This is a genomic window from Litorimonas cladophorae, assembly GCF_014652455.1.
Taxonomy (GTDB): domain Bacteria; phylum Pseudomonadota; class Alphaproteobacteria; order Caulobacterales; family Maricaulaceae; genus Litorimonas; species Litorimonas cladophorae.
Genome location: NZ_BMYV01000001.1, coordinates 936,541 through 957,827 on the forward strand (window position 1 = coordinate 936,541; position 21,287 = coordinate 957,827).

Here is a 21,287-nt window from a genome sequence, read left to right on the forward strand (position 1 = left end):
GCGGTAGCAGAACGCTTTTGAGTGTGATAAGGCGTTTATATTACAGCCCATATGGAGAGACTTCTGTCCGCCGCACCTTACGAATCCCCCGCTTCTGTTTCCGTTGAGAACGGCCCAGAAGCCAAAGCGTTATCAGACTTTATCCAAGACGTGCTTGAGGAAAACTCAGCGCAGGACGTCATTGAAATTGATATTCGCGGAAAATCCTCAATCGCAGATTACCTGATTGTCGCCTCTGGGCGATCGAACCGTCACGTCAGTGCGCTAGCCGACTATGTCCAACGCGCGTTGAAAGAACGCGGCATGAAAGAACTTGTTATCGAGGGGCAGACAGCGTCTGACTGGGTTCTTATCGATGCGGGTGACGTGATCCTGCATGTTTTCCGCCCAGAAGTTCGTGTTTTTTACAACCTTGAGAAAATATGGTCCGTTCCGTTGCCAGAAGGTTTGCAGAATATTCCCGAGCAAGCGCCTGACGACACACCCATGACGGAACGCTAGACAACTACCATGAAAATCATACTCCGGGCGGGCAATGTTTTACGCAACGGCCCGGAAAAAATCCTGATTGACGACTATATTGCCCGCGCCAAAGGTCTTGCCCGCGGCACAGGTTTTCTATCTGTGGAAGAACAAGGTATTGAGCTAAAAGGTCAAAATGATCGATCCGCCGAGACCGCCAAATTGCTCTCAGGTATCGGGACCTCTGACGAACTGATCTTACTTGATGAACGGGGAAAAAGCCCCAGCTCTCGCGAGATCGCAAAGCATTTTGCCAGACTGCGGGATGATAGCGTCGGTGCCTGCTATATCCTAATCGGTGGTGCAGATGGATTTGAACCTTCCATGGTGAAAGAAATGCGACCGGGTCGCATTACGAAATGGAGTTTCGGCGCCCAAACTTGGCCACACAAAATGGTGCGTGTCATGGCGGCTGAACAAATCTATCGTTCCCTCAGCATTCTGGCGGGTACACCCTATCATCGTGATTAATGGTGGTCGGAAAAACGTTGCCCTTCTAACGACGCCGCACTGAAATTATGATTTATAATTAACGGGCGGTAAATCCGTTGTGTTTCATATCCTTTCTATGCGTGCTGTCCTCACTTTTATCTTCTGTTGTATCGCTTTCCCCGCGCTCGCTCAGAGCCCCCAAGACGTGGAAGCGCTGACAAAAAAAGAACAAGTCGCTCGGGAAAAATCCGAGGCGTTGGAGTCAGAACGTAAATCTGTCCGCAACGATGTTTCAAATTTGAAGAAAAAACTCGCGAAAACTGCGCGCGAAGCCCAAAATGTTGAGTCTGAGCTCAGCCGTTTAGAACGAGAAGCGGAAAGTCTCACGCGACGGGAAGAAGGTTTGAAAACCCAAATTTCGGAAGACAGATCACGATATGTCGAACTCTTGGCTGCCCTTCAGCGCCTTGAATCCAGTCCTCCACCCACGCTCGCATTGTCACCGGAAAATGCGAAACGCGCAGCCGACGCAGGCCTGTTAATGGCAACGCTGTCGGATAGCCTAAAGCAACGCGCAGAAGCATTGTCCCTTAATTTGACAGCCTTAGATGTCACTAAATCTCAAATTATTTTGAAGCGTGAGGAACTCAGCCAAACGCGACAAAAGTTAGATCGTGAGACCTCTCAAATCACGGCGGGGCTAGGGGAAAAGTCGAAATTGGAAGCGAAACTTTCTGACGAACGCAAAGCCGCTGCTGCAGAAGCCGACAGACTAGCCGCTGAGTCCAAGAGTTTATTGGAGTTGATCGCCAAGCTTGAGTCGGAAGCGGCCAAAGTCGTCCCCCGGCAAAAACCCGGGCGAAAAGCCAGTCCCGCAGTCGTTCTTCCCAAAGGCACAAAGCGTTTCGCGGAGGCCAAGGGCGGCATGCTTACACCTGTCGCGGGGCAGTTGCGCAAAAAGTTCGGGCGCGGCGAAAAAGGGCTGACCTACACGGGACGTCCCAGCGGCAAAGTCATTGCACCTTACGCTGGACGTGTTGAGTTTTCAGGCCCGTTCAAAAATTACGACCAAGTGGTTATCTTAAACGTTGGCGATGGGTACTTTGTCTTGCTTACGGGGCTTAACGAACTTTACATCGGCGCGGGAGACACAGTCCAACGCGGTGAACCCGTTGGGGCTTTACCCAACCGCACGGGTGTAGAACTTTACATAGAGCTGCGGCGTGACGGCTCGCCTGTTGACCCAGGGCCTTGGATGGCCAGTGCCGATGTTAAATCGGGGTAACACGGCAATTATTCGCAGCAATTTGACTGGCAAAGCCTGAATGGGCTGTCTAAGTGTTAGACCTACATTGGAGACGCCACGTGAAAATTGTACTGCCTGCGCTCGGAAGCGTTGCTGCTATCGCCCTCTTTGCCTTCTCGACGACGTATCAATCCGCCGTCGCCGTCGAACGTCCAGCATATGATGAGACGTTCGAACAACTTGAGCTTTTTGCAGATGTTCTTGCCCGTGTTCGCAGTCAATATGTTGTCGAAGTCGATGACAGTGAACTGATTGAAGATGCCATGAACGGCATGCTCCAATCCCTCGACCCTCATTCCTCTTACATTAATCCCGAGGCTTTCCGCGAAATGCGGATGAATACCAAAGGTGAATATGGTGGCCTGGGGATGGAAGTCACGATGGAAGATGGATTTGTGAAAGTCATTTCTCCCATCGATGACACACCTGCCAAACGCGCTGGCATTAAAGCTGGCGATTACATCACCGAAATCGAAGGCAAATCCCTTATTGGCGCAACCCTAAGCGAAGCTGTTGGTCAGATGCGAGGGAAACCTGGCGAACCGATCAACATTACGGTTATCCGCGAAGGTGAAGACCCGCTCTACATTGATATTGTTCGTGAAGTGATCAAACGGCAGACCGTTAAACATGAAATGAAAGACGGCATCGGCTATATTCGTATCGCACAATTTAACGAGAAAGCCGCAGATGGCCTAAAAGACTCCATCGCCGCCTTACAAAAAGAAAGCGGTGGGCGTCTACCTGGGTTAGTTCTTGACCTACGCGGAAACCCAGGCGGATTGCTGACGCAATCTGTCGAAGTCTCATCCGTATTTCTGAACGGCGGCGAAGTCGTTTCAACGCGGGGTCGTCGGTCCGACGATGTGAACGTGTATAATGCAGAAAAAGGCCAAATGGCCAAAGATGTCCCACTTATTGTGCTGGTTGACGGTGCATCCGCCTCTGCTTCGGAAATCGTGGCCGGCGCGGTACAAGATAAAGGCCGCGGTCTGATTTTGGGCATGACGACCTTTGGTAAAGGATCTGTGCAAGACGTGATCCCATTGCGAGGCGGTCGGGACGGCGCGTTGAAAATCACAACGCAGCGGTATTACACACCGAATGGTCGTAGTATCCAATCTAGCGGCATTGTGCCAGACTTGACGATTTCCGCGATCCCTGACGACGGAGAGGAACACAAACGTTTTTCTGAAGCCAGTCTTCCAAATGCTATCGAGAATGAGGACACTGCGGAAGAGATGGCAGATGAAGTAGATGTTGTTGACTTGAAGATTGATTATCCACCAGAAGGATTTGAGATCTCAGACGACTATCAACTGCAGCAAGCGATCGCGCTCCTGAAATCGGGCACATATGCCGAAAAGTTAGCGGCAGCTCGAGGCTAAAACGTGCGGAATAAACTCTGGTCAGGAACAAAATGGGCGGCCCTCGCGGTTGCTGCGACTTTGCCGCTCGCTGCAATCGCCGATGAGAAAAACCCGCAAGCCATTTACGACGAGTTGCAGATTTTTTCCGACGTTCTCGCAATCGTTCAAAATCAATATGTCGAAGAAGTCGACTCGGCGAGTTTGATCGAAAATGCACTCAATGGCGCTTTGGGGTCACTCGACCCGCATTCGTCTTATGTGGCGCCTGTGCAATTCACCGAACAACGCGAAGCCGTCCGTCGCGAATACGGTGGTTTGGGAATCGAGATTCAATCAGAAGGCGGATTAGTTCGCGTTAATCATGCCATTGAAGAAGGCCCTGCCTACGCAGCTGGCATACGCGGTGGCGATTTGATTACGGCCGTTGACGGTATCGACATACGCGGGAAAACCCTCGACGATGCGGTAAGTGGAATGCGTGGTTTGAAGGGGGAGCCGGTAACCGTCACCGTACTTTCGCCTGGCAAAACGTCTCGCGATGTTGTCGTTGTTCGAGACACTGTCCGCGGCCGTGCCATTCGTCATCGTGTTGAACAAGGTGTTGGCTACATCCAAATCGAAACGTTTAACAATGATCGGTTGACGGATGACACAACCCGCGCACTCGCGGACCTTGAAAAACAACTGGGTAAACTCGACAAATTGATAATCGACCTTCGCGGTAACCGTGGGGGCTTGCTGACCGAATCGGTCAGTATTTCCGGCTTATTCCTGGATGGCGGCGAAGTTCTCTCCGCGCGTGGGCGTGATGCCAGCGACAATGAACGCTATAACGCTGAAGCGGGGGAATTATATCCCGACGCGAAAATAGTCATTCTCATGAGTCCAGGTTCCGCTTCTGCAGCAGAAATCGTTGCTGGGGCTCTGCAAGATCGCGGCCGCGGCGTCGTCCTAGGTCGACGAAGTTTCGGCAAAGGCTCTGTCCAATCTGTAATCCCATTGGGCCCGGAAGAAGGCGCGCTTCGCCTAACCACGCAGCGCTATTATACGCCATCGGGGCAATCCATTCAGGGTCGCGGCATCATGCCAGACCTACTTGTATCAGGGTTGGAAGATAAAGGCGAAATTCGGAAACGTTTCCGCGAAGACTCCCTCAGGAACTTTCTTAGCAACCCAGACGATTCCGACTATGAAGAGAAGTATGAAGATATTCTCTTTCCCGACGAGATCTTTCCAGATGACGAGGACTTTCAACTTCGTAAAGCGGTCGAGGTCCTGAAAACGTCGCAATATGAACGCCTGCTGGAAGCCCAAGAAAATCGCTTTTGACCGTGTTTCGTCCACTTACTTCGCGGGCCCTACTCGGATGAAAGACACGCATTGTCGTTCTTTCAAAATCAACTTAGTAACAGTGCATGTCCGCTAAACACCCGACTCGTCGATCTGCTTTAAATCTGCCGTCGCGTCGTAAACACGTCGCTCTGGCGACGTTAGTCCTGATGGGCGGCCTTCTGCTTCCCGTCGCCACAGTGTCTCTCTTTGGGAACCCGACGGATGCCCGCGCAGAGGGAAGTGTCCTTGTCGCGAAACTACCGACCTTGGCTACTCTTTCCCCTCTGGAAGATGAAACATTGGCTACACCTGATTTATTAGCGGGTGATGTGCCAGAAGGTGTCAACCCAACCGATGCCCTTGTCTCTTCAAACTCTGATATGGACGCAGTCGGCGATTCCGTTTCTAAGTCGAACGAACCTAAAACGATTACGATTCCTATCGACCAAAGGCGCGCCTTGAGATCAGCGCCGATACCAGGCTTGACCCGTCAAAGTAGTTTCGGCCCCGTCCCCAATAAGGGCGCTAGCAATGCTTTGGCCGCTTATAAACGACCCTATACCCAAAAAACTGGAAAACGGCCTGTATCCCTGATTATTGGCGGTCTCGGCGTGCATCGACGGCTCACTCAGGACGCCATTCAAGCCCTACCTGCCGATGTAACGCTTTCGTTCGCGGCTCACAGTGTCGGACTGCAAGACTGGATCGATATGGCCCGTGCCGACGGTCATGAAGTTTTGATAGAAATTCCAATGGAGTCTGAGGGTTTTGATCCATCGGAACCCGGCGCTGACAGAGCTTTACGTGTGTCCACATCAGAACGCGAAATGAAACGCAATTTGGACTGGATTTTATCGAGAGCCCAGGGATATGCAGGCGTCATCAATTTCAATGGCGATCTGTTTTTACGTCGCACAGACGTAGCTGCACCTTTCATCGACCATCTTTCCAAAACGGGCTTGGGTTTTATCACGGATGGCTCGTTCCAGACCCCCTCCCTTTCCGCGCTTTCGAGGTCGGTCGGCCAACCTTTCAAAACTGGAAACGGTTTAATCGACCCTGACCCCATTCCTCAGGTGATTTCCGCGCGTTTGGCGGACTTAACCAAGGTTGCAAGCACTGAACCACACCCCCTTGGTGTTGGTTTCTATTACCAAGAAACACTGTCCGAGGTTACAAAATGGATTGCAACACTCGAGTCGGAGGGACTTCAGCTGGCACCTGCGACGGCATCCCTAAAGTAAAGTCATGAAACGCAATAAAAAAGATTATCGTCGCAACGTCGGCGTGGCCGTTTTCAATGCAAAAGGTCAAGTATGGCTGGGCAAGCGGTTTGGTGAAGACGGTCCCTATTGCTGGCAATGCCCGCAAGGTGGCATTGATCGTGGAGAAAAGCCAAAGGCAGCAGCGCGTCGAGAGCTTTTTGAAGAGACAGGACTCCGCGCGAATAAAATGGAATACTTAGGCCGCATCAAAGGGTGGCTATATTATGATTTTCCACCAGAGCTTCTCGCGAAGAAGCGGAGACGTTTCTCCAGTTTGGGACAACGTCAAAAATGGTATGCCTTCCGCTATCACGGTGACGGCTCTGATGTAGATTTGAAAGCACATGGCCCGCAGGAGTTTTCGGATTGGCGCTGGGCGGATTTAGAGACGATTACGGAAACAATTATTCCGTTTAAGCGCCCTGTCTATGAACGGCTCATCATCGAATTTGCAGACTTCGCAAAGCCAGCGGAATAGCTTAGGGCCTTCGCATGACGGAGACGGCTGAAACTTCTAAGAATGCGCTAATATTTGTTTTGATCACTGTCATGATCAATTCGATAGGCTTTGGCATCATGATTCCGGTCCTCCCGAATCTGATCAAAGAATTGACGGGGTTAGAAAACAGTCAAGCCGTCTGGCACAGTGGTTTTCTGACACTGACTTTTGCCTTCTTACAATTCATTTGCATGCCAATTGTTGGCGGACTTTCAGATCGATTTGGGCGACGCCCGATCATGTTGTTTTCTCTTGGGGGACTGGCTTTTGATTACTTCCTGATCGCCCTCGCCCCTACTATCATTTGGCTTTATTTCGCGCGGGCATTCTCTGGCATATTTGGCGCGACCTTCTCGACGGCAAATGCCTATGTCGCCGACGTCAGCCCACCAGAAAAACGGGCGCAGAACTTTGGCTTGATTGGGGCAAGTTTCGGCGTTGGGTTTTTACTTGGCCCCGTAATCGGAGGCCTTCTCGGGGAATATGGAACGCGTGTCCCATTTTTTGCGGCGGGCGTGATATCACTGATCAACGTAATTTACGGGCTCATTTTCCTACCCGAAACGCTCGCGAAGACAAAGCGACGCCCTTTTTCAATTCTAAGGTCTAACCCAGTTGGATCTCTACTCTCCCTCGGCCGGATCAAAGGCGTCAAAGGTCTCATATTCGTCTTATTTATCCTCGCAACGGCACACACTGTTTACCCGACGACATATACGTTTTCGACGATGGAAGGCTTGGGCTGGACCTCTGGGAATGTAGGTTTTTCTCTGGGCGCTTTTGCCGTTGCCTCTATGGTCGTTCAAGGCGGCCTGATCCGCATCATTATCCCCAAGATCGGGTTATTTTGGGCGGGCTTCATTGGAATGCTTTCTGCGGTCCTCGCATATACAATGATGGGTAGTGCGGATGCGGGGTGGGTCATTTATGCTGCTGGACCGTTTGCCGCGCTGGCTGGCCTATATGGACCGGCACTGACGAATATGATGAGTAGTCGCGTCTCTGAGAGCGAGCAAGGCGAGCTGCAAGGCGCAATTGGCGCAGCTCAGGGTTTGGCCCTGATGGCGGGCCCATTAGCCATGACAGGCATTTTCGCGGCTTTTGGAGACACAGCGAACAAAGCCGCACGACAGATGCAGGCATTCCCAGAGAATATTATTGGGCTATCGCGCTATATGCTGGGGGATATGGCAATCCCTTACATTCCAGGGTCACCCTTTCTTCTGGCCGCAGGATTGTCGCTCTTGGCTCTCACGACTTTCCTACTCGTGACAAAGAAGGCAGATCGCGACGCGCGTTATGCCCCGACAAATCAAATCGAGAGTGAAGATTTACCATGATCATATCTCACAAATACAAAACCATTTTTATCCATGTACATCGGACAGGCGGGACGACGATCGGAAATCTGCTGATTGAGGAAATGGGCAATAAAGTTGAAACCATTAGCCAGCATGGCAATGCGAAGACCGAAGAGTCGGCTTTGCTTGAGGCGCACCCTAATTATTTCACCTTCGGCTTTGTTCGCAATCCTTGGGACAGACTACTCTCTTGGTATAGCCGCCTTTATGAACCTGCAGATACGAAAATTGGGATTGAGGAAACTCGACGAGATTTTGAAGCCTTTCTGATCGATTTAGCAAAGAACGACCACGATGACGCCTTTCACATGAACCAACTGGATTACTTCACAGATAAAAACGGCAAACCGCATTTCGATAAAATTGGGCGTTTCGAGTCATTTGAGACTGATGTCATAGATATTTTTGAAACTTTAGGGCATGACATCCACAGGATTCCAAAGCTGAACGTAACCTCGGAAAAGCGGTATCAGGACTATTACACCGATGTTGCTCAGAAAACTATTTCAGAAGCCTGCCGAGGGGACATCGCCCAGTTTGGATATCAGTTTTAAGGCTGGGGCTGCAGCGTGATGAGAACAATTTCAGGGGTCGCGCGAAATCTTGCAGGTAGGATAGAGGTTCCGACGCCTGCACTCACAAACATGTCGACGCCAGCAATACGCGAAAACCCGTAGCTATGTTCTACGCCGAGACTAATGCTATTCACGCGCCGACCAATTATCGGCAAGTTGATTTGTCCACCATGTGTATGCCCAGAAAGCACGAGAACCGTATCACGCCTAAAAGCGCGCCACGCATCCGGCGAATGGGTAATGACCAAAGGGGACTTGCCAGTCTCACAATTCGCGTAAGCTGACACATCAGGGCTGGCCGTCAGCGCATCAGCTAATCCCACGAGACACAAGTCTCCGAACGTCACAGACGTGTTCTCCAAGACAGATACACCTGCATCCTCCAACATTCGAGCAACTGCAGTCGCGTCGTAATAAGCGTCATGATTGCCAATCGTTGCAAATGCTGGCGCAGCTATCCGCGATAAATGTCCCAAACCTGTTTCAATACCCGTGTTGAAATCTGCCCCATGCGCTCCCCGCGCGATATGTCCTGCAATGAAATCTCCCGGCATCACCACAAGATCGGGACCCAGCGCATTCACCTGCTCTACAAGACGCTCCACGCGCTTTGGGGGAACCGACGGACTGTTGATGTGAATATCCGTTATTAATGCAATGCGAAGCGAGGGGCCTTTATAGGACTGCGACACATGGCTGATTTCTCGAATGACTAATCTGTGGGGCTCAATGAGAAAGCCATAAACTAAGCATAGAACAGCGATGCCCGAAGCCCATAAACTTTCGCGGAAAATTCGTCTCAAGACATGGCTCAAACTGGTGACAATCTCTGGTGCGGCTTTGGAGGAAGAATGATATCTATGGCGTCGCCGGCTTTCACTACACCACCCGCTATTATCACGCCCATGACACCGCTTTGCGGAAACGGTGTGCCGTCCTCATGCTTGGCCAAACACGCCTTCATCAATCCCGGCGCTATCGTGTTCAAATATTTACAAGGGTTGCGCAGACCTGTTACCTTGATAACGGCGCTGCCTATTTTCAAACGGGTACCCTGAGGTAGACCCAAGATATCAATATTCCGCGTTGTAATGTTCTCCCCCATTTGCCCGGGACGGACGGTCATTCCCTGATCCGCCATTTGGTCGAATAATTCAGCATGTATAAGATGGATCTGACGCAAATTCGGCGCAGTGGGATTTCGGCGCTTGTCATACCGATGCTGAATGGTTTCTCCAGCATGGGCGTCGCCTTCAACGCCCCAGCCAGCAATCAAGGTAATTTCGGCTTGTACGGCCTTGATAATATTATGGGTAGAGTCGCAAGCGACAGCGACAACTTTGGGCTGGGTCATACGCTTTACTAACGCGCAACGGTCAAACGTCAAAACGAAAGCGGCCCCCCACTTGAAAGTGGGAGGCCGCTAAATAAAATATCTAGTGAAAATTAAACGGCGAGAACTGCTCTCAAACCGTCCAAATTTTGACGCGCAGCCAGTGCGGCCTCACCCGTCAGATTTTCAAGGCTCGCCTCAACAGTAGTAATCTGCGCCTCAATTGACGAGCGATCAACGTCTTCAAGCCTAACGGCCCGTTCCGCCAAAACGGTTAGGCCTGTTGGGGTAACATCTGCAAATCCGCCCTGAACGAAGAATTCAGTTTCTGAGCCATCTTCATAAACTTTAATCGTGCCCGTCCGAATAGCCGCCATGAGCGGGCTATGATTTGGCAAAATACCCAAATCGCCCTCTGTTCCAGGAATATCGACTTGGTCGACATCGCCAGCGTAAAGTTCACGCTCTGGTGAGACGAGTGAGAAGTTGATTTTATCAGCCATAAGAAGTCTCCACTCTCCCCGTAGAGAGAGATTAAGGCGTTATGCCGCTGCCGCTGCCATTTTGGCCGCTTTTTCCAACACATCATCAATGCCGCCGACCATATAGAAAGCCTGCTCTGGTAAGTGATCATACTCACCTTCAACAAGACCTTTGAAGGACTTGATTGTATCTGCGAGCGGAACCTGAATACCAGGGGAACCTGTGAAGATTTCCGCGACGTCGAAAGGCTGCGACAGGAACTTCTCAACCTTACGGGCACGAGACACGACCATTTTGTCTTCTTCGGATAGTTCGTCCATGCCCAAAATCGCAATAATATCTTGCAGAGCTTTATAACGCTGAAGGATTTCCTGCACGCGACGAGCAACAAGATAATGATCTTCGCCAACTGTACGAGGTTCTAGGATACGCGATGTCGAATCGAGCGGATCAACAGCTGGGTAGATACCCTTCTCGGAAATCGCACGGTTCAGAACTGTCGTTGCGTCCAAATGGGCGAATGATGTCGCTGGCGCTGGATCGGTCAAGTCATCGGCTGGCACGTAAATAGCCTGAACAGAAGTAATCGAACCTTTGTTTGTTGATGTAATGCGTTCCTGCATTTGGCCCATTTCGGTCGCCAAAGTAGGCTGATAGCCCACAGCGGAAGGAATACGGCCAAGAAGCGCGGACACTTCGGAACCAGCTTGTGTGAAGCGGAAGATGTTATCGACGAAGAATAGAACATCTTTACCTTCTTCATCACGGAAATATTCAGCCTGTGACAGACCTGTCAAAGCAACACGTGCACGCGCTCCTGGAGGCTCGTTCATTTGGCCATAGACCAATGTTGCACGGCTTTCACCGTCGAGGTTGATCACGTTAGATTCGATCATTTCGTGATAAAGGTCGTTACCTTCACGTGTTCGTTCGCCGACACCGGCGAAAACAGAGTAACCACCGAAGAGTTTCGCGATATTGTTGATCAATTCCATGATCAAAACAGTTTTACCAACGCCGGCACCGCCAAAGAGACCGATTTTACCGCCTTTAGAATAAGGACAAAGCAGGTCGATAACTTTGATACCCGTCACAAGCACTTCTGTATCTGTCGCTTGGTCGACAAACGCAGGGGCTTGCTTATGAATTGACGCCTTCATTTTAGATTTAATCGGGCCGCGCTCATCAATCGGGTCGCCAATTACATTCATGATACGTCCGAGTGTTTCTGGTCCAACAGGAACAGTGATGGGCTCGCCGATATCTGTCACGGCCTGTCCACGGACAAGCCCTTCAGTGGCATCCATAGCAATCGTACGAACGGTGTTTTGACCAAGATGCTGAGCGACCTCGAGAACAAGGCGGTTGCCGTTGTTATCGGTTTCGAGCGCGTTCAAAATGGAAGGTAGATTTCCACCCTCAAATTCCACGTCGACGACCGCGCCGATGACCTGGCTGATGCGACCAGTACCAAGCTTGTTCGTGTTTGCCGCTACGGACATATTCACGACCTTTTTCGCAGCAGGTTTACGCTTTGCGGCGGGTTTCTTTGCAGCAGGCTTTTTAGCCGCCGGCTTCTTCGTAGGTGCTTTTGCCATGAGTACGTTCCTCTAGCCTCTTAAATCCGTAGCGCTTTCGCGCAGGTGTAATCTTACAGCGCTTCAGCGCCTGAAATAATCTCGATCAGCTCGGACGTAATACGTGCCTGACGCGTCCGGTTAAACTGCATTGTTAAGTTCTCAATCATGTCGCCCGCATTACGCGTAGCGTTATCCATGGCTGTCATTTTTGAGCCCATCTCGCCTGCCTGGTTTTCCAGGAGAGCTGAGAATATTTGGGTGTTAATATTACGGGGCAATAGAACACGAAGGATGCCAGTTTCATCTGGCTCATATGTGTAAATAGCACCGTCAAGATCTGGGGCAAAAACCTCATCCGCAGCATGTTCACCAGACGCGTCGTCCTTGGACCCGATTGCGGCGATTGCAGGAATCATGGTCGTTGAAACCGCATCTTGCTCCATCACATTCTTAAATTTGGAGTATATCAACTTGCAGACGTCGAATTCGCCGGCCTCAAACATCGATGTGATTTTCTCACCAATGTTTTGCGCGATGCCTGCGTGCAGTTTACGCTCTTCTTTCAATGACACAAATTCAACGATCTGATCAGCATACAGCCGGTTGAGTTGGTCATACCCCTTTTTGCCAATCAGGTAGAGCTTTACAGTTTTACCAGCCCGCTCAAGAGCGACGATCTCTTCGCGCGCTTTACGCACGATGTTCGTGTTAAAACCGCCACAAAGACCACGGTCCGCGGTCGCGACGACGAGTAAGACATTATCAGACTTACCATTGCCAACAAGCAATTCAGGACCATCTGTAGCATCCGCCATAGATCCAGCGAGATTGATAATAATTGAATTCAACCGATCCGAATAAGGACGAGAAGCCTCAGCAGCCTCTTGCGCTTTCCGCAGCTTTGCTGCGGCAACCATTTGCATGGCCTTCGTGATCTTCTGCGTATTCTTTACGCTTCCAATCCGGTTTTTTAGCTCTTTAAGAGATGCCATCGAAGCGACCTTTAACCGGCAAAGTTTTCCGTGAAGGATTTGAGCACGTCTTTGATCTTTTGCTCGATCTCATCCGTGAGCTTCTTACCTGTTGCGATGTCAGAAAGCAGAGATTTCTGCTCGCCACGCAAATGCGCGAGTAATTTGGCTTCATATTTCTGGACATCACCAACAGCGATACCATCAATATATCCACGCGTACCCGCATAAAGCACGACAACTTGCTCTTCCACCTGAAGCGGTGAGAACTGAGGCTGCTTTAAGAGTTCTGTCAAACGTTCACCCCGCGCCAAGAGTGCCTGTGTAGACGCATCAAGATCGGAACCAAACTGCGCAAAGGCGGCCATTTCACGGTACTGAGCGAGCTCGCCTTTAATGGGACCCGCGACCTGTTTCATCGCTTTAATCTGCGCTGAGGAGCCAACACGGGACACGGATAAACCGACGTTAAGAGCAGGACGAATACCTTGGAAGAACAAATCAGTTTCCAAGAAAATCTGACCATCTGTAATCGAAATCACGTTTGTCGGAATAAACGCCGAGACGTCGTTACCTTGAGTTTCAATAATCGGCAACGCAGTCAAAGAACCGCCGCCATTTGCTTCATTCAGCTTCGCTGCACGCTCAAGAAGACGGGAGTGAAGATAGAAAACGTCACCCGGATAAGCTTCGCGGCCCGGAGGACGACGCAGCAGAAGGGACATTTGACGATATGCGACCGCTTGCTTGGAAAGATCATCATAAATGATTAAGCCATGCATGCCATTGTCACGGAAATATTCACCCATCGCACAACCCGCGAATGGCGCGAGATACTGCAGAGGGGCAGGTTCAGAAGCTGAAGCAACAACGATGATGGAGTAATCCATTGCGCCATTCTCTTCGAGAGTCTTTACCAGAGACGCAACTGTTGAGCGCTTCTGGCCGATAACGACATAGATACAATATAGCTTATCATTATCACGGTCTTCGTCGAAGGCCGCTTTCTGGTTGATGATCGCATCAACCGCTACAGCAGTTTTACCAGTTTGGCGGTCACCAATGATAAGTTCGCGCTGACCACGCCCAACCGGGATAAGCGCGTCAATCGCTTTGATACCAGTTTGCACAGGCTCATGAACACCCTTGCGCGGCATGATGCCTGGCGCTTTGACGTCAACTCGGCGGCGCTCTGTCGCCTCGATCGGGCCCTTACCATCAATTGGCTCGCCAAGTGGGTTTACGACGCGTCCAAGTAGGCCTTTTCCGACAGGTACATCCACGATTTCGCCGAGACGCTTAACTGTGTCGCCTTCTTTAATGCCGCGGTCATCGCCGAAAATAACAACGCCAACGTTGTCAGTTTCAAGGTTCAGAGCCATACCCTTGATTCCACCTGGGAATTCAACCATTTCACCAGCGCGGACATTGTCCAACCCGTAAATACGAGCAATACCATCACCGACGGAGAGCACTTGCCCGACGTCGGAGACTTTGGCTTCTTTACCAAAGCCCTTAATCTGTTTTTTGAGGATCGTGGAGATCTCTGCGGCGCGAATGTCCATAACTTACAGGTCCTCTTATGCTTCTTTGAGGGCGAGACGGAGATCCTCAAGTTTTGTCTTGAGGGAACTGTCATAAAGTCGAGAGCCGATACGAACGACGAATCCGCCGATCAGATCGGGATCAACCGATGTTTCAACATCGACCGGACGGCCGAGTGTCTTCTTGAGCTGCGATTTAATCGCAGTAATTTGGGCCGCCGTCAATTTGGCGGCGGATGTCACTTTGGCGACTTGGGTACCGCGACGACGCGCGACCATTTCATTAAAGGCCGCAATAATACCGGGAAGATCAGCCGCTCTGCGGTTACCGACAACAGTACCGATGAACTGTTGGGTCAATGGCGAGAATTTTGCCTTCTTAGTGACAGCAGAGATCGCAGCAACCTTGTCTTCAGTGGAAAACACTGGGCTTTCAGCAAGCGCCTGAAGATCGCCACTTGAGTCATACATCGACTTAAACGATTTAATGTCTTTCTCGACACGCGGGAGCGCTTTGGCCTCTTCCGCAAGTTCAAGAAGTGCGAGGGCGTAGCGTCGTGGTGCTTCACCTGTGATGACGTCGGTATCGGACAAGACGGGTCAATCCTGAGCTATGGCGGACGCACAAAACGTGCCGTTGAATACTGGAGTTCAAGGGGTCGGAAGTAGGACCTTTCCCTCAATCGGGCGGGCCTTAGCAGGGAAAAAACCGAATGCCAAGGTATGAATCTCGACAGCATGCAGTCCGTGTCGAGTTTGCCACATCTACCCCTCTGCGAAGACGCTTGGCTTGACATATTTCACTCAATCTTGCCAATCAACGCATGTTTAAGCAATCGATTGCTCTTTTTAGAGCTAGAAATGATTCCACCCTCGCGAAGGCGGTCGCAGCTGACATAATAGTCGATGGCGCTATTGGGCGGTTTGGCTGGCCTATCACTTTGGCAAAATTTTGGATGTGTGTTGCGCTCCTAGCGTCAATACTGCTTGCTGCTCTCCTCCTTTGGTTGGGACTCGCAGGCCACTGGGCCTTTTGGTTTCCGTCGGTTATTCCTTTAGGGCTGAGCTACCTCATTCTAAGACTCTGGCGTGGCATAAATCTAGGCTTGGACAGAGTAAGCTCGCTCGCGAAGTCCCAGTTGAAGAACCTAAAGACCTAGAAACTATCGACGCCGCCAAAACCTTAGAGACTCCCAGTTCCCGACACTCAGGTTTATCAAAATCTAGGCATAAAAAAAAGCGGCCCCGAGAGGCCGCTTTCGTATTCTAAAGTTTAGTTGACTTACAACTTAACGTTCAAGCCGACGAACAAGAAACGACCTGTGTCATAGACACCTGGGTACGTGTTGTTGTTGCCGTTGATCGCTGGGCCAGAAGACACAGAAATTGGGAACGCATCTTCAAAGACGTTGTTCACACCCGCGCGGGCTGTGATTCCGTCGAGGAATTCCCAAGAACCGGACACGTCGATGTAGTTTGCTGCATCGAGTTTGCCTTCGTTTGGTGAGTCAGGGTTACCTTCGTTAGTAACACTACCGAAATGACGCCAGCTGACGTTTACGCCAAGGCCTTCAACGGGTGTGTTCCAAGTTGCAACTGCACGGTGACGATAATCAGCTGTTGGCTGACCACAGTTACCAACAAACTTACCTTCACACTGATCAGTTTCCGCACCAAGGAATGGTGTGAAGTCTGATGCTGTCAGGATTGTTGAAGCATACTGAAGACCAAAGTCACCAAGACCATCAACGTCGAATGCATAGTTAGCTTGTAGATCGAAACCGTTTGTTGCGATTGACGCAGCATTCAAGTTTGTCAACTGGAAGCCAATTCCTGGGCCAGATGCGTTCAAAGAACCAGCACCATCACGTTGGATCAGGTCACAGAAGACAGCCTCGCCAGTTTCCAAACATCCATCAAGAATGTTCTGCGAACCGATACCGGAGACGATTGCGTCATCAATTGTGATGTCGAAATAATCAACAGAAGCGGAGAAACCAGGAAGGAAACCAGGTGTGAAGACACCACCGATTGTGAATGTGTCGGACGTTTCTGGTGTCAGATTTGGGTTACCACCGAAGAGGCCCTGTGTCTGACCAGCGGCAATATCAGGAATACCTGCATTGTACTGAGCCAAAGATACGCCTGTGTTTGCACAAGCTGCAGCCGAAGCAAGCGGAGTTGTTGTCGACGTGCTGGAGCACGGGTCAAACACTGTGTTGCCAGCTGAATCTGTACCAGCTTCGGAAAGCTCAGGAAGACCAGTTGACTGACCTGTAAACAGCTCAACAACGTTTGGTGCACGAACAGCGCGCTGGAACTGACCACGGAATGACAAATCATTGGTAGGAGCCCATGTGAGCTGTAGACCATATGTGTCTGTGCTGAAGCTGTTGGAAACGCCGTTGCCGCTCACGTCGTAGTCGGAATAACGATATTGACCGTTAAATACGAGCTCTTCGACGAATGGCATTCCTGTGACGAGTGGAATTTCGATCTCGCCAAAGATTTCGAGAACGTCAAGTTCACCAGCCACTGGAAGTGTCGGGCCACCAACGCCTGTGAAACCACCATCAGCGCGCTGGCTGATTTGGTCAGGACGTGCTTCTAGACCGTCGTTACGATACTCTGCACCGATCAAGAAACCAACGCCTGTACCTTCCGCATACGGAGATACAAAACCGTAGTTAGACAAGTCAGCCTGAGCGTTTGCACCAAAGACAAGCTGATCTGTTTGACCAGTTGTAATGCCGACGCCTTGGATGAAGTTAAGCGCGTCTTGCGAAACAAGGCTTTCACCATTCGGGCCACGCTGGAAGATGTTGTAAGGTACACAACCGTTAGATTGATCGAAACAAACAGCGTTGCCGTTTGCATCTGTCACAACGTCGATGGCTTGAGCCAAGTTGTCGATCAAGAAGTCATTCGTGGATGTATCCTGGTCTTTTGTTTTGGAATACTGACCAAAGACTTCGTAGTCCCAGAATTCAGCGAACGAACCGCGTGCACCACCAACCAAACGCATGGCTTGGTTTTCAAGGCGGGAATTACGTGAACCACCTTCTACGTTACGGTGAGTTGCGGTAATTCCGCCGATCAATGCACGTGAACCATCTGGGTTCAAACCAGTTGCGATTTGATCAGGTGTACAAAGTAGGACAGCTTCTGCTGCTGTACGACCATCTTCAGTAACTGGCGTTCCGAGAAGCGGGTTGTCACAGTTGATGCTGCGCTGGAAGAAACCGAATGAAGCAGATGGCGCGATTTGTGCGTCAGATGTCGACTCAGTGAAGCCCATGTCCAAGAAGAGTTCATGACCATCGACGATTTCGTAGTTTGCTTTTGTGTAAAGCTGGAAACGTTCGGAAGGGCGTTGGAAGTAGTTTGACGCACCAAAGTTATATGTTTCAGCTGGTCCACCAGCAAACGGTGTGAATGTTCCGTCTTCCTGCTGGAAGAAGTCTGTACCGCCAAAATCAGAGATGTTGTTGAAACGACGGAAGTTTGACGAACCGACACAACCAAAACCGTTCACTGAGCCACTACCCAATGTACATGCTGAACCTACGCGGTCAGCACCGATGATGTCGTTACGGTTTTGATAGGAAGCGAAACCAACAATGTTACCGCGTCCGCCGTCAACATTTGTACCGAAAGTTACAGAGCCTGTAATTTCTTCGCCATCTGTGACGCTACCAGGAACAGGCACTTCAGCTGCTCTTAGAACATCTTTAAAGATTGACTGACCGCTGTTGCTGCTTTGAGCAAAACCGTACTGAACGTCGAGCTCAACGCCCTCGAAATCGTCTTTAAGGATGAAGTTAACAACACCAGAAACCGCGTCAGAACCGTAAACAGCCGATGCACCACCGGTAAGAACGTCGATACGCTCTACAAGGTTTGTTGGAACGAGGTCCAAGTTAACCGCGATAGAAGAGGAATCACCGTATGGAAGACGGCGACCGTCGATCAATGTCAACGTACGCTGTGCGCCCAAACCGCGAAGGTCAAGTTGTGCTGTACCCGAAGCGCCGTTTGACTGCTCGGATGTCTGAGCAGCAGAAATCTGCGGCAAAGAGTTTGTAAGGTCTTCAATGTTCACGATACCGCGAGCGCTGATTTCACCAGCATCAATTGACAGAACAGGCTGAGCCGCTGTCAAGTTTGGGTTCACGTTCAAACGTGTACCTGTTGTTACGACAACATCTTCATCACTATCTTGTGCGTATGTTGGCGCGGCTGTTGCCATCATCAAGCTGAATGAAACAGCTGATAATAACAGTTTGGATTTTGTTGACATTTTCATGTGTGCAAAACTTCCCTTTGTGTTTCCTGGAAAACCCAGGTGTTAGCGGCGCGAGCCTCTCCCACGACGCAGTTGGGGGTGTCGCTATGACAGAAACTTAATGTCTTCAATTTGAAACCGCATTCAAATTACGGAATTGCGGATTTTTTTCATCGACTGTGTCAAATCTGCACCACCAACATCGAAAATGTCACAAATATGGACTTTTCCGCGAAAGCTACATGAAACTTTGAGGGTCGATATCAATTTGAATTTTATATTTCGACGCTGTGCGAATCTTTGAACGCCAAGTCGCCATATATTTGGATAAGTTTACGCTTGCCTCAGCCTGAACAAATAGTCTGCGCCTGAACATTCCGCGCAATCGCCCAATGGGCGCCTCACTTGGCCCCAATATTTCAATACCATCGGCGCGTGGGGCCGCGGCTAAAAATTTCTTCGCCAATGCATCAACTTTGGCCGCTTCTGGCCCCCAGAAGATAACTGCGGCCAACTTGCCATAAGGCGGCAACCCCAACATTTCTCGCATAGCCAGTTCTACACCGATAAACATTTCACGATCCCCCGCCGCCAATGCAACGAGCGCCTCGTGTTCGGGTTGATGGGTCTGAATGAGCGCATGCCCCGGCTTGTCCGCTCGCCCTGCGCGGCCTGCGACTTGGACCAGGGTTTGATAAGTGCGTTCACCAGCCCTTGGATCTCCGCCCGCCAGACCCAAATCCCCATCTACGACACCGACAAATGTAAGTTTCGGAAAGTTATGCCCTTTCACCACCATCTGGGTCCCAACCAGAATGTCGATTTCGCCCTGCTCCATACGACGCATGCGCTCTGCAAGTTCAGCTGGATTCCCAGCGGTATCAGAAGACAGTATTTCCACACGCGCATTAGGAAACGCCTCTTGCGCCTCCTCAGCCACCCGTTCGACACCTGGCCCGACCGATGTCAGGCTATCCTCTGTGTGACACTTGGGGCATTCGCGCGGCATGGGCATAGAGAACCCTGTGAGATGGCACATCGCGCGCCCCGTGCGTTTGTGCTGAACAAGCCAACTATCCGTATCAGGACTTTTCAACTTTTCCCCGCAGGACCGGCAAATAATAAGCGGCGCGTACCCTCTGCGGTTAAGGTACAATAATGCTTGCTCCCCGCGGGCCGTCACAACATCTATTGCGTCGAGCAAAGGCTGCGAGAGGAACTTACCCTTCTCAGGGACATGTTCTTTGAGATCCACCAGACCAATTTCCGGCAGCACCGCGGCGCCTGGTCTTTCTGGTAATATGATATGGGCGAATTTACCGTTTCGCGCATTATGCAGTGACTCCAGACTTGGCGTGGCGGATGCCAAGATGACGCTATGTCCGCTGAGATGGGCGCGCACAACGGCCATATCTCGGGCATTATATATAACACCCTCTTCTTGTTTGTAGGACGTGTCATGCTCTTCATCGACGACGATCAGGCCTAGTTTAGGAAACGGAAGGTATAAGGCAGACCGAGCCCCTACGACCAATTTGCATCGCCCTTGGGCGACCTCACGCCAAACGCGGCGACGAGCGGCTTCGCCCATTTGGGAATGCCAACTCGCGGGTTCAGCGCCGAACCGTTCAGCAAACCGACGTAACCCTGCTTGGGTCAACGCAATTTCTGGTACAAGGATGAGGCATTGTTTCCCACGTCGGAGAGCTTCTGCCACAGCTTCGAAATAGACTTCTGTTTTGCCAGACCCAGTCACTCCATCTAGAAGTGACACATTGAAGCGACCTGTTCGGATCTGTGCAGCTAAATCCTCCCCCGCTTCTTTTTGCCCGATTGTCAGCTCCCGACCCAAAAGGTCCGCGTCCGGTTCAGGGAAAGGTGGATCAACAGGCCCGCTCTCGGCGACTAGCCCTCCCGCCTTCACCAAACCTTTAACAACCCCTGTTGAAACCCCAGCCCGCGCCGCCGCCTCAGAAGCTCTAGCCGGCCACGGCCCACCTTCGCGCAACACAGCCGCACGTGACGGGGTAAGATTTTTCGGCGAATTTCCACTCGGGCGATACAGCGTCACGATCGCTGACGGGTCCAGCGCTTTATAATTTCGTATGACCATCCGCAGGACATTTCCAAGCGATGCGCCATTGTAACGTGCAGTCCAATCAATGAAGTCTAACATATCGGGAGACAGGGGACGCGTCGCCTTACGATCGACAATGGATTTAAGCTCTCGACCGGGCTCAGCCGTCCCAAAGCCCCAAACGACACCTAGCTTCATTTGCTTACCGATAGGCGCGAAGACGAAATCCCCACGCGCGAGGTCCAACCCTGCTGGAACAGCATAGTCAAAAGCCGTGGGTACATTCACGGGAAAGAGAATTTGGGCAGTTTGATTCACGTTGGTTGCGTGATAGCAGGCGATTGAACTCAAC

The 21,287-nt window shown here is 50.9% G+C and carries 18 protein-coding genes; 9 read left to right on the top strand and 9 right to left on the bottom strand.

Annotated elements, in window-relative coordinates:
- Positions 1–51 precede the first annotated feature (51 nt).
- The 9 genes from rsfS to IE073_RS04615 all read left to right on the top strand — a co-directional run bounded on the left by rsfS (position 52) and on the right by IE073_RS04615 (position 8,641).
- The gene (rsfS, locus tag IE073_RS04575; RefSeq protein WP_189581858.1) at positions 52–501 is read left to right on the top strand and encodes a ribosome silencing factor; all 450 of its coding nucleotides are present in this window, start codon (positions 52–54) and stop codon (positions 499–501) included.
- Between the two features lie 9 nt (positions 502–510).
- Positions 511–993 (top strand): 23S rRNA (pseudouridine(1915)-N(3))-methyltransferase RlmH, encoded by a 483-nt coding sequence (locus IE073_RS04580; protein WP_189581861.1) that lies wholly within the window; start codon positions 511–513, stop codon positions 991–993.
- Positions 994–1,090: 97 nt separating this feature from the next.
- Positions 1,091–2,239 (top strand): murein hydrolase activator EnvC family protein, encoded by a 1,149-nt coding sequence (locus IE073_RS04585; RefSeq protein WP_189581864.1) that lies wholly within the window; start codon positions 1,091–1,093, stop codon positions 2,237–2,239.
- Positions 2,240–2,319: 80 nt separating this feature from the next.
- The gene (locus IE073_RS04590) at positions 2,320–3,648 is read left to right on the top strand and encodes a S41 family peptidase (RefSeq protein ID WP_189581867.1); all 1,329 of its coding nucleotides are present in this window, start codon (positions 2,320–2,322) and stop codon (positions 3,646–3,648) included.
- 3 nt (positions 3,649–3,651) lie between these two features.
- Positions 3,652–4,959: a S41 family peptidase gene (locus IE073_RS04595; protein ID WP_189581870.1), complete on the top strand. Its 1,308-nt coding sequence runs from the start codon at positions 3,652–3,654 to the stop codon at positions 4,957–4,959.
- An 86-nt stretch (positions 4,960–5,045) separates the two neighbouring features.
- On the top strand, positions 5,046–6,206 hold the full coding sequence (locus IE073_RS04600) for a divergent polysaccharide deacetylase family protein (protein WP_189581872.1): 1,161 nt from the start codon (positions 5,046–5,048) through the stop codon (positions 6,204–6,206).
- A gap of 4 nt (positions 6,207–6,210) precedes the next feature.
- On the top strand, positions 6,211–6,705 hold the full coding sequence (locus IE073_RS04605) for an RNA pyrophosphohydrolase (protein ID WP_189581874.1): 495 nt from the start codon (positions 6,211–6,213) through the stop codon (positions 6,703–6,705).
- Positions 6,706–6,719: 14 nt separating this feature from the next.
- The gene (locus IE073_RS04610) at positions 6,720–8,066 is read left to right on the top strand and encodes a TCR/Tet family MFS transporter (protein ID WP_189581877.1); all 1,347 of its coding nucleotides are present in this window, start codon (positions 6,720–6,722) and stop codon (positions 8,064–8,066) included.
- The gene (locus IE073_RS04615; RefSeq protein WP_189581880.1) at positions 8,063–8,641 is read left to right on the top strand and encodes a sulfotransferase family 2 domain-containing protein; all 579 of its coding nucleotides are present in this window, start codon (positions 8,063–8,065) and stop codon (positions 8,639–8,641) included. The genes IE073_RS04610 and IE073_RS04615 overlap by 4 nt, the downstream gene beginning before the upstream one ends.
- Here IE073_RS04615 and IE073_RS04620 read toward each other — a convergent pair.
- From IE073_RS04620 to IE073_RS04660, 9 genes are all read right to left on the bottom strand, one after another.
- Positions 8,638–9,354: a metallophosphoesterase gene (locus tag IE073_RS04620; protein WP_189581883.1), complete on the bottom strand. Its 717-nt coding sequence runs from the start codon at positions 9,352–9,354 to the stop codon at positions 8,638–8,640. The genes IE073_RS04615 and IE073_RS04620 overlap by 4 nt on opposite strands.
- Before the next feature lie 119 nt (positions 9,355–9,473).
- Positions 9,474–10,016 carry an MOSC domain-containing protein gene (locus IE073_RS04625; protein ID WP_189581886.1) on the bottom strand — a complete coding sequence of 181 codons (543 nt, stop codon included), beginning with the start codon at positions 10,014–10,016 and terminating at the stop codon, positions 9,474–9,476.
- 92 nt (positions 10,017–10,108) lie between these two features.
- Positions 10,109–10,498: an ATP synthase F1 subunit epsilon gene (locus IE073_RS04630; RefSeq protein ID WP_189581889.1), complete on the bottom strand. Its 390-nt coding sequence runs from the start codon at positions 10,496–10,498 to the stop codon at positions 10,109–10,111.
- Positions 10,499–10,537: 39 nt separating this feature from the next.
- Entirely contained in the window at positions 10,538–12,076 is a 1,539-nt protein-coding gene (atpD, locus tag IE073_RS04635; RefSeq protein WP_189581892.1) for a F0F1 ATP synthase subunit beta, read from the bottom strand.
- A gap of 53 nt (positions 12,077–12,129) precedes the next feature.
- Positions 12,130–13,050: a F0F1 ATP synthase subunit gamma gene (locus tag IE073_RS04640; RefSeq protein WP_189581896.1), complete on the bottom strand. Its 921-nt coding sequence runs from the start codon at positions 13,048–13,050 to the stop codon at positions 12,130–12,132.
- Between the two features lie 11 nt (positions 13,051–13,061).
- On the bottom strand, positions 13,062–14,594 hold the full coding sequence (gene atpA, locus IE073_RS04645; protein WP_189581898.1) for a F0F1 ATP synthase subunit alpha: 1,533 nt from the start codon (positions 14,592–14,594) through the stop codon (positions 13,062–13,064).
- Positions 14,595–14,609: 15 nt separating this feature from the next.
- Positions 14,610–15,167, bottom strand: a complete 558-nt coding sequence (locus tag IE073_RS04650) for a F0F1 ATP synthase subunit delta (RefSeq protein WP_189581901.1) — start codon at positions 15,165–15,167, stop codon at positions 14,610–14,612.
- Between the two features lie 688 nt (positions 15,168–15,855).
- Positions 15,856–18,879 (bottom strand): TonB-dependent receptor domain-containing protein, encoded by a 3,024-nt coding sequence (locus IE073_RS04655; protein WP_189581904.1) that lies wholly within the window; start codon positions 18,877–18,879, stop codon positions 15,856–15,858.
- 217 nt (positions 18,880–19,096) lie between these two features.
- On the bottom strand, positions 19,097–21,253 hold the full coding sequence (locus IE073_RS04660; RefSeq protein ID WP_189581907.1) for a primosomal protein N': 2,157 nt from the start codon (positions 21,251–21,253) through the stop codon (positions 19,097–19,099).
- Between the last annotated feature and the right edge of the window lie 34 nt (positions 21,254–21,287).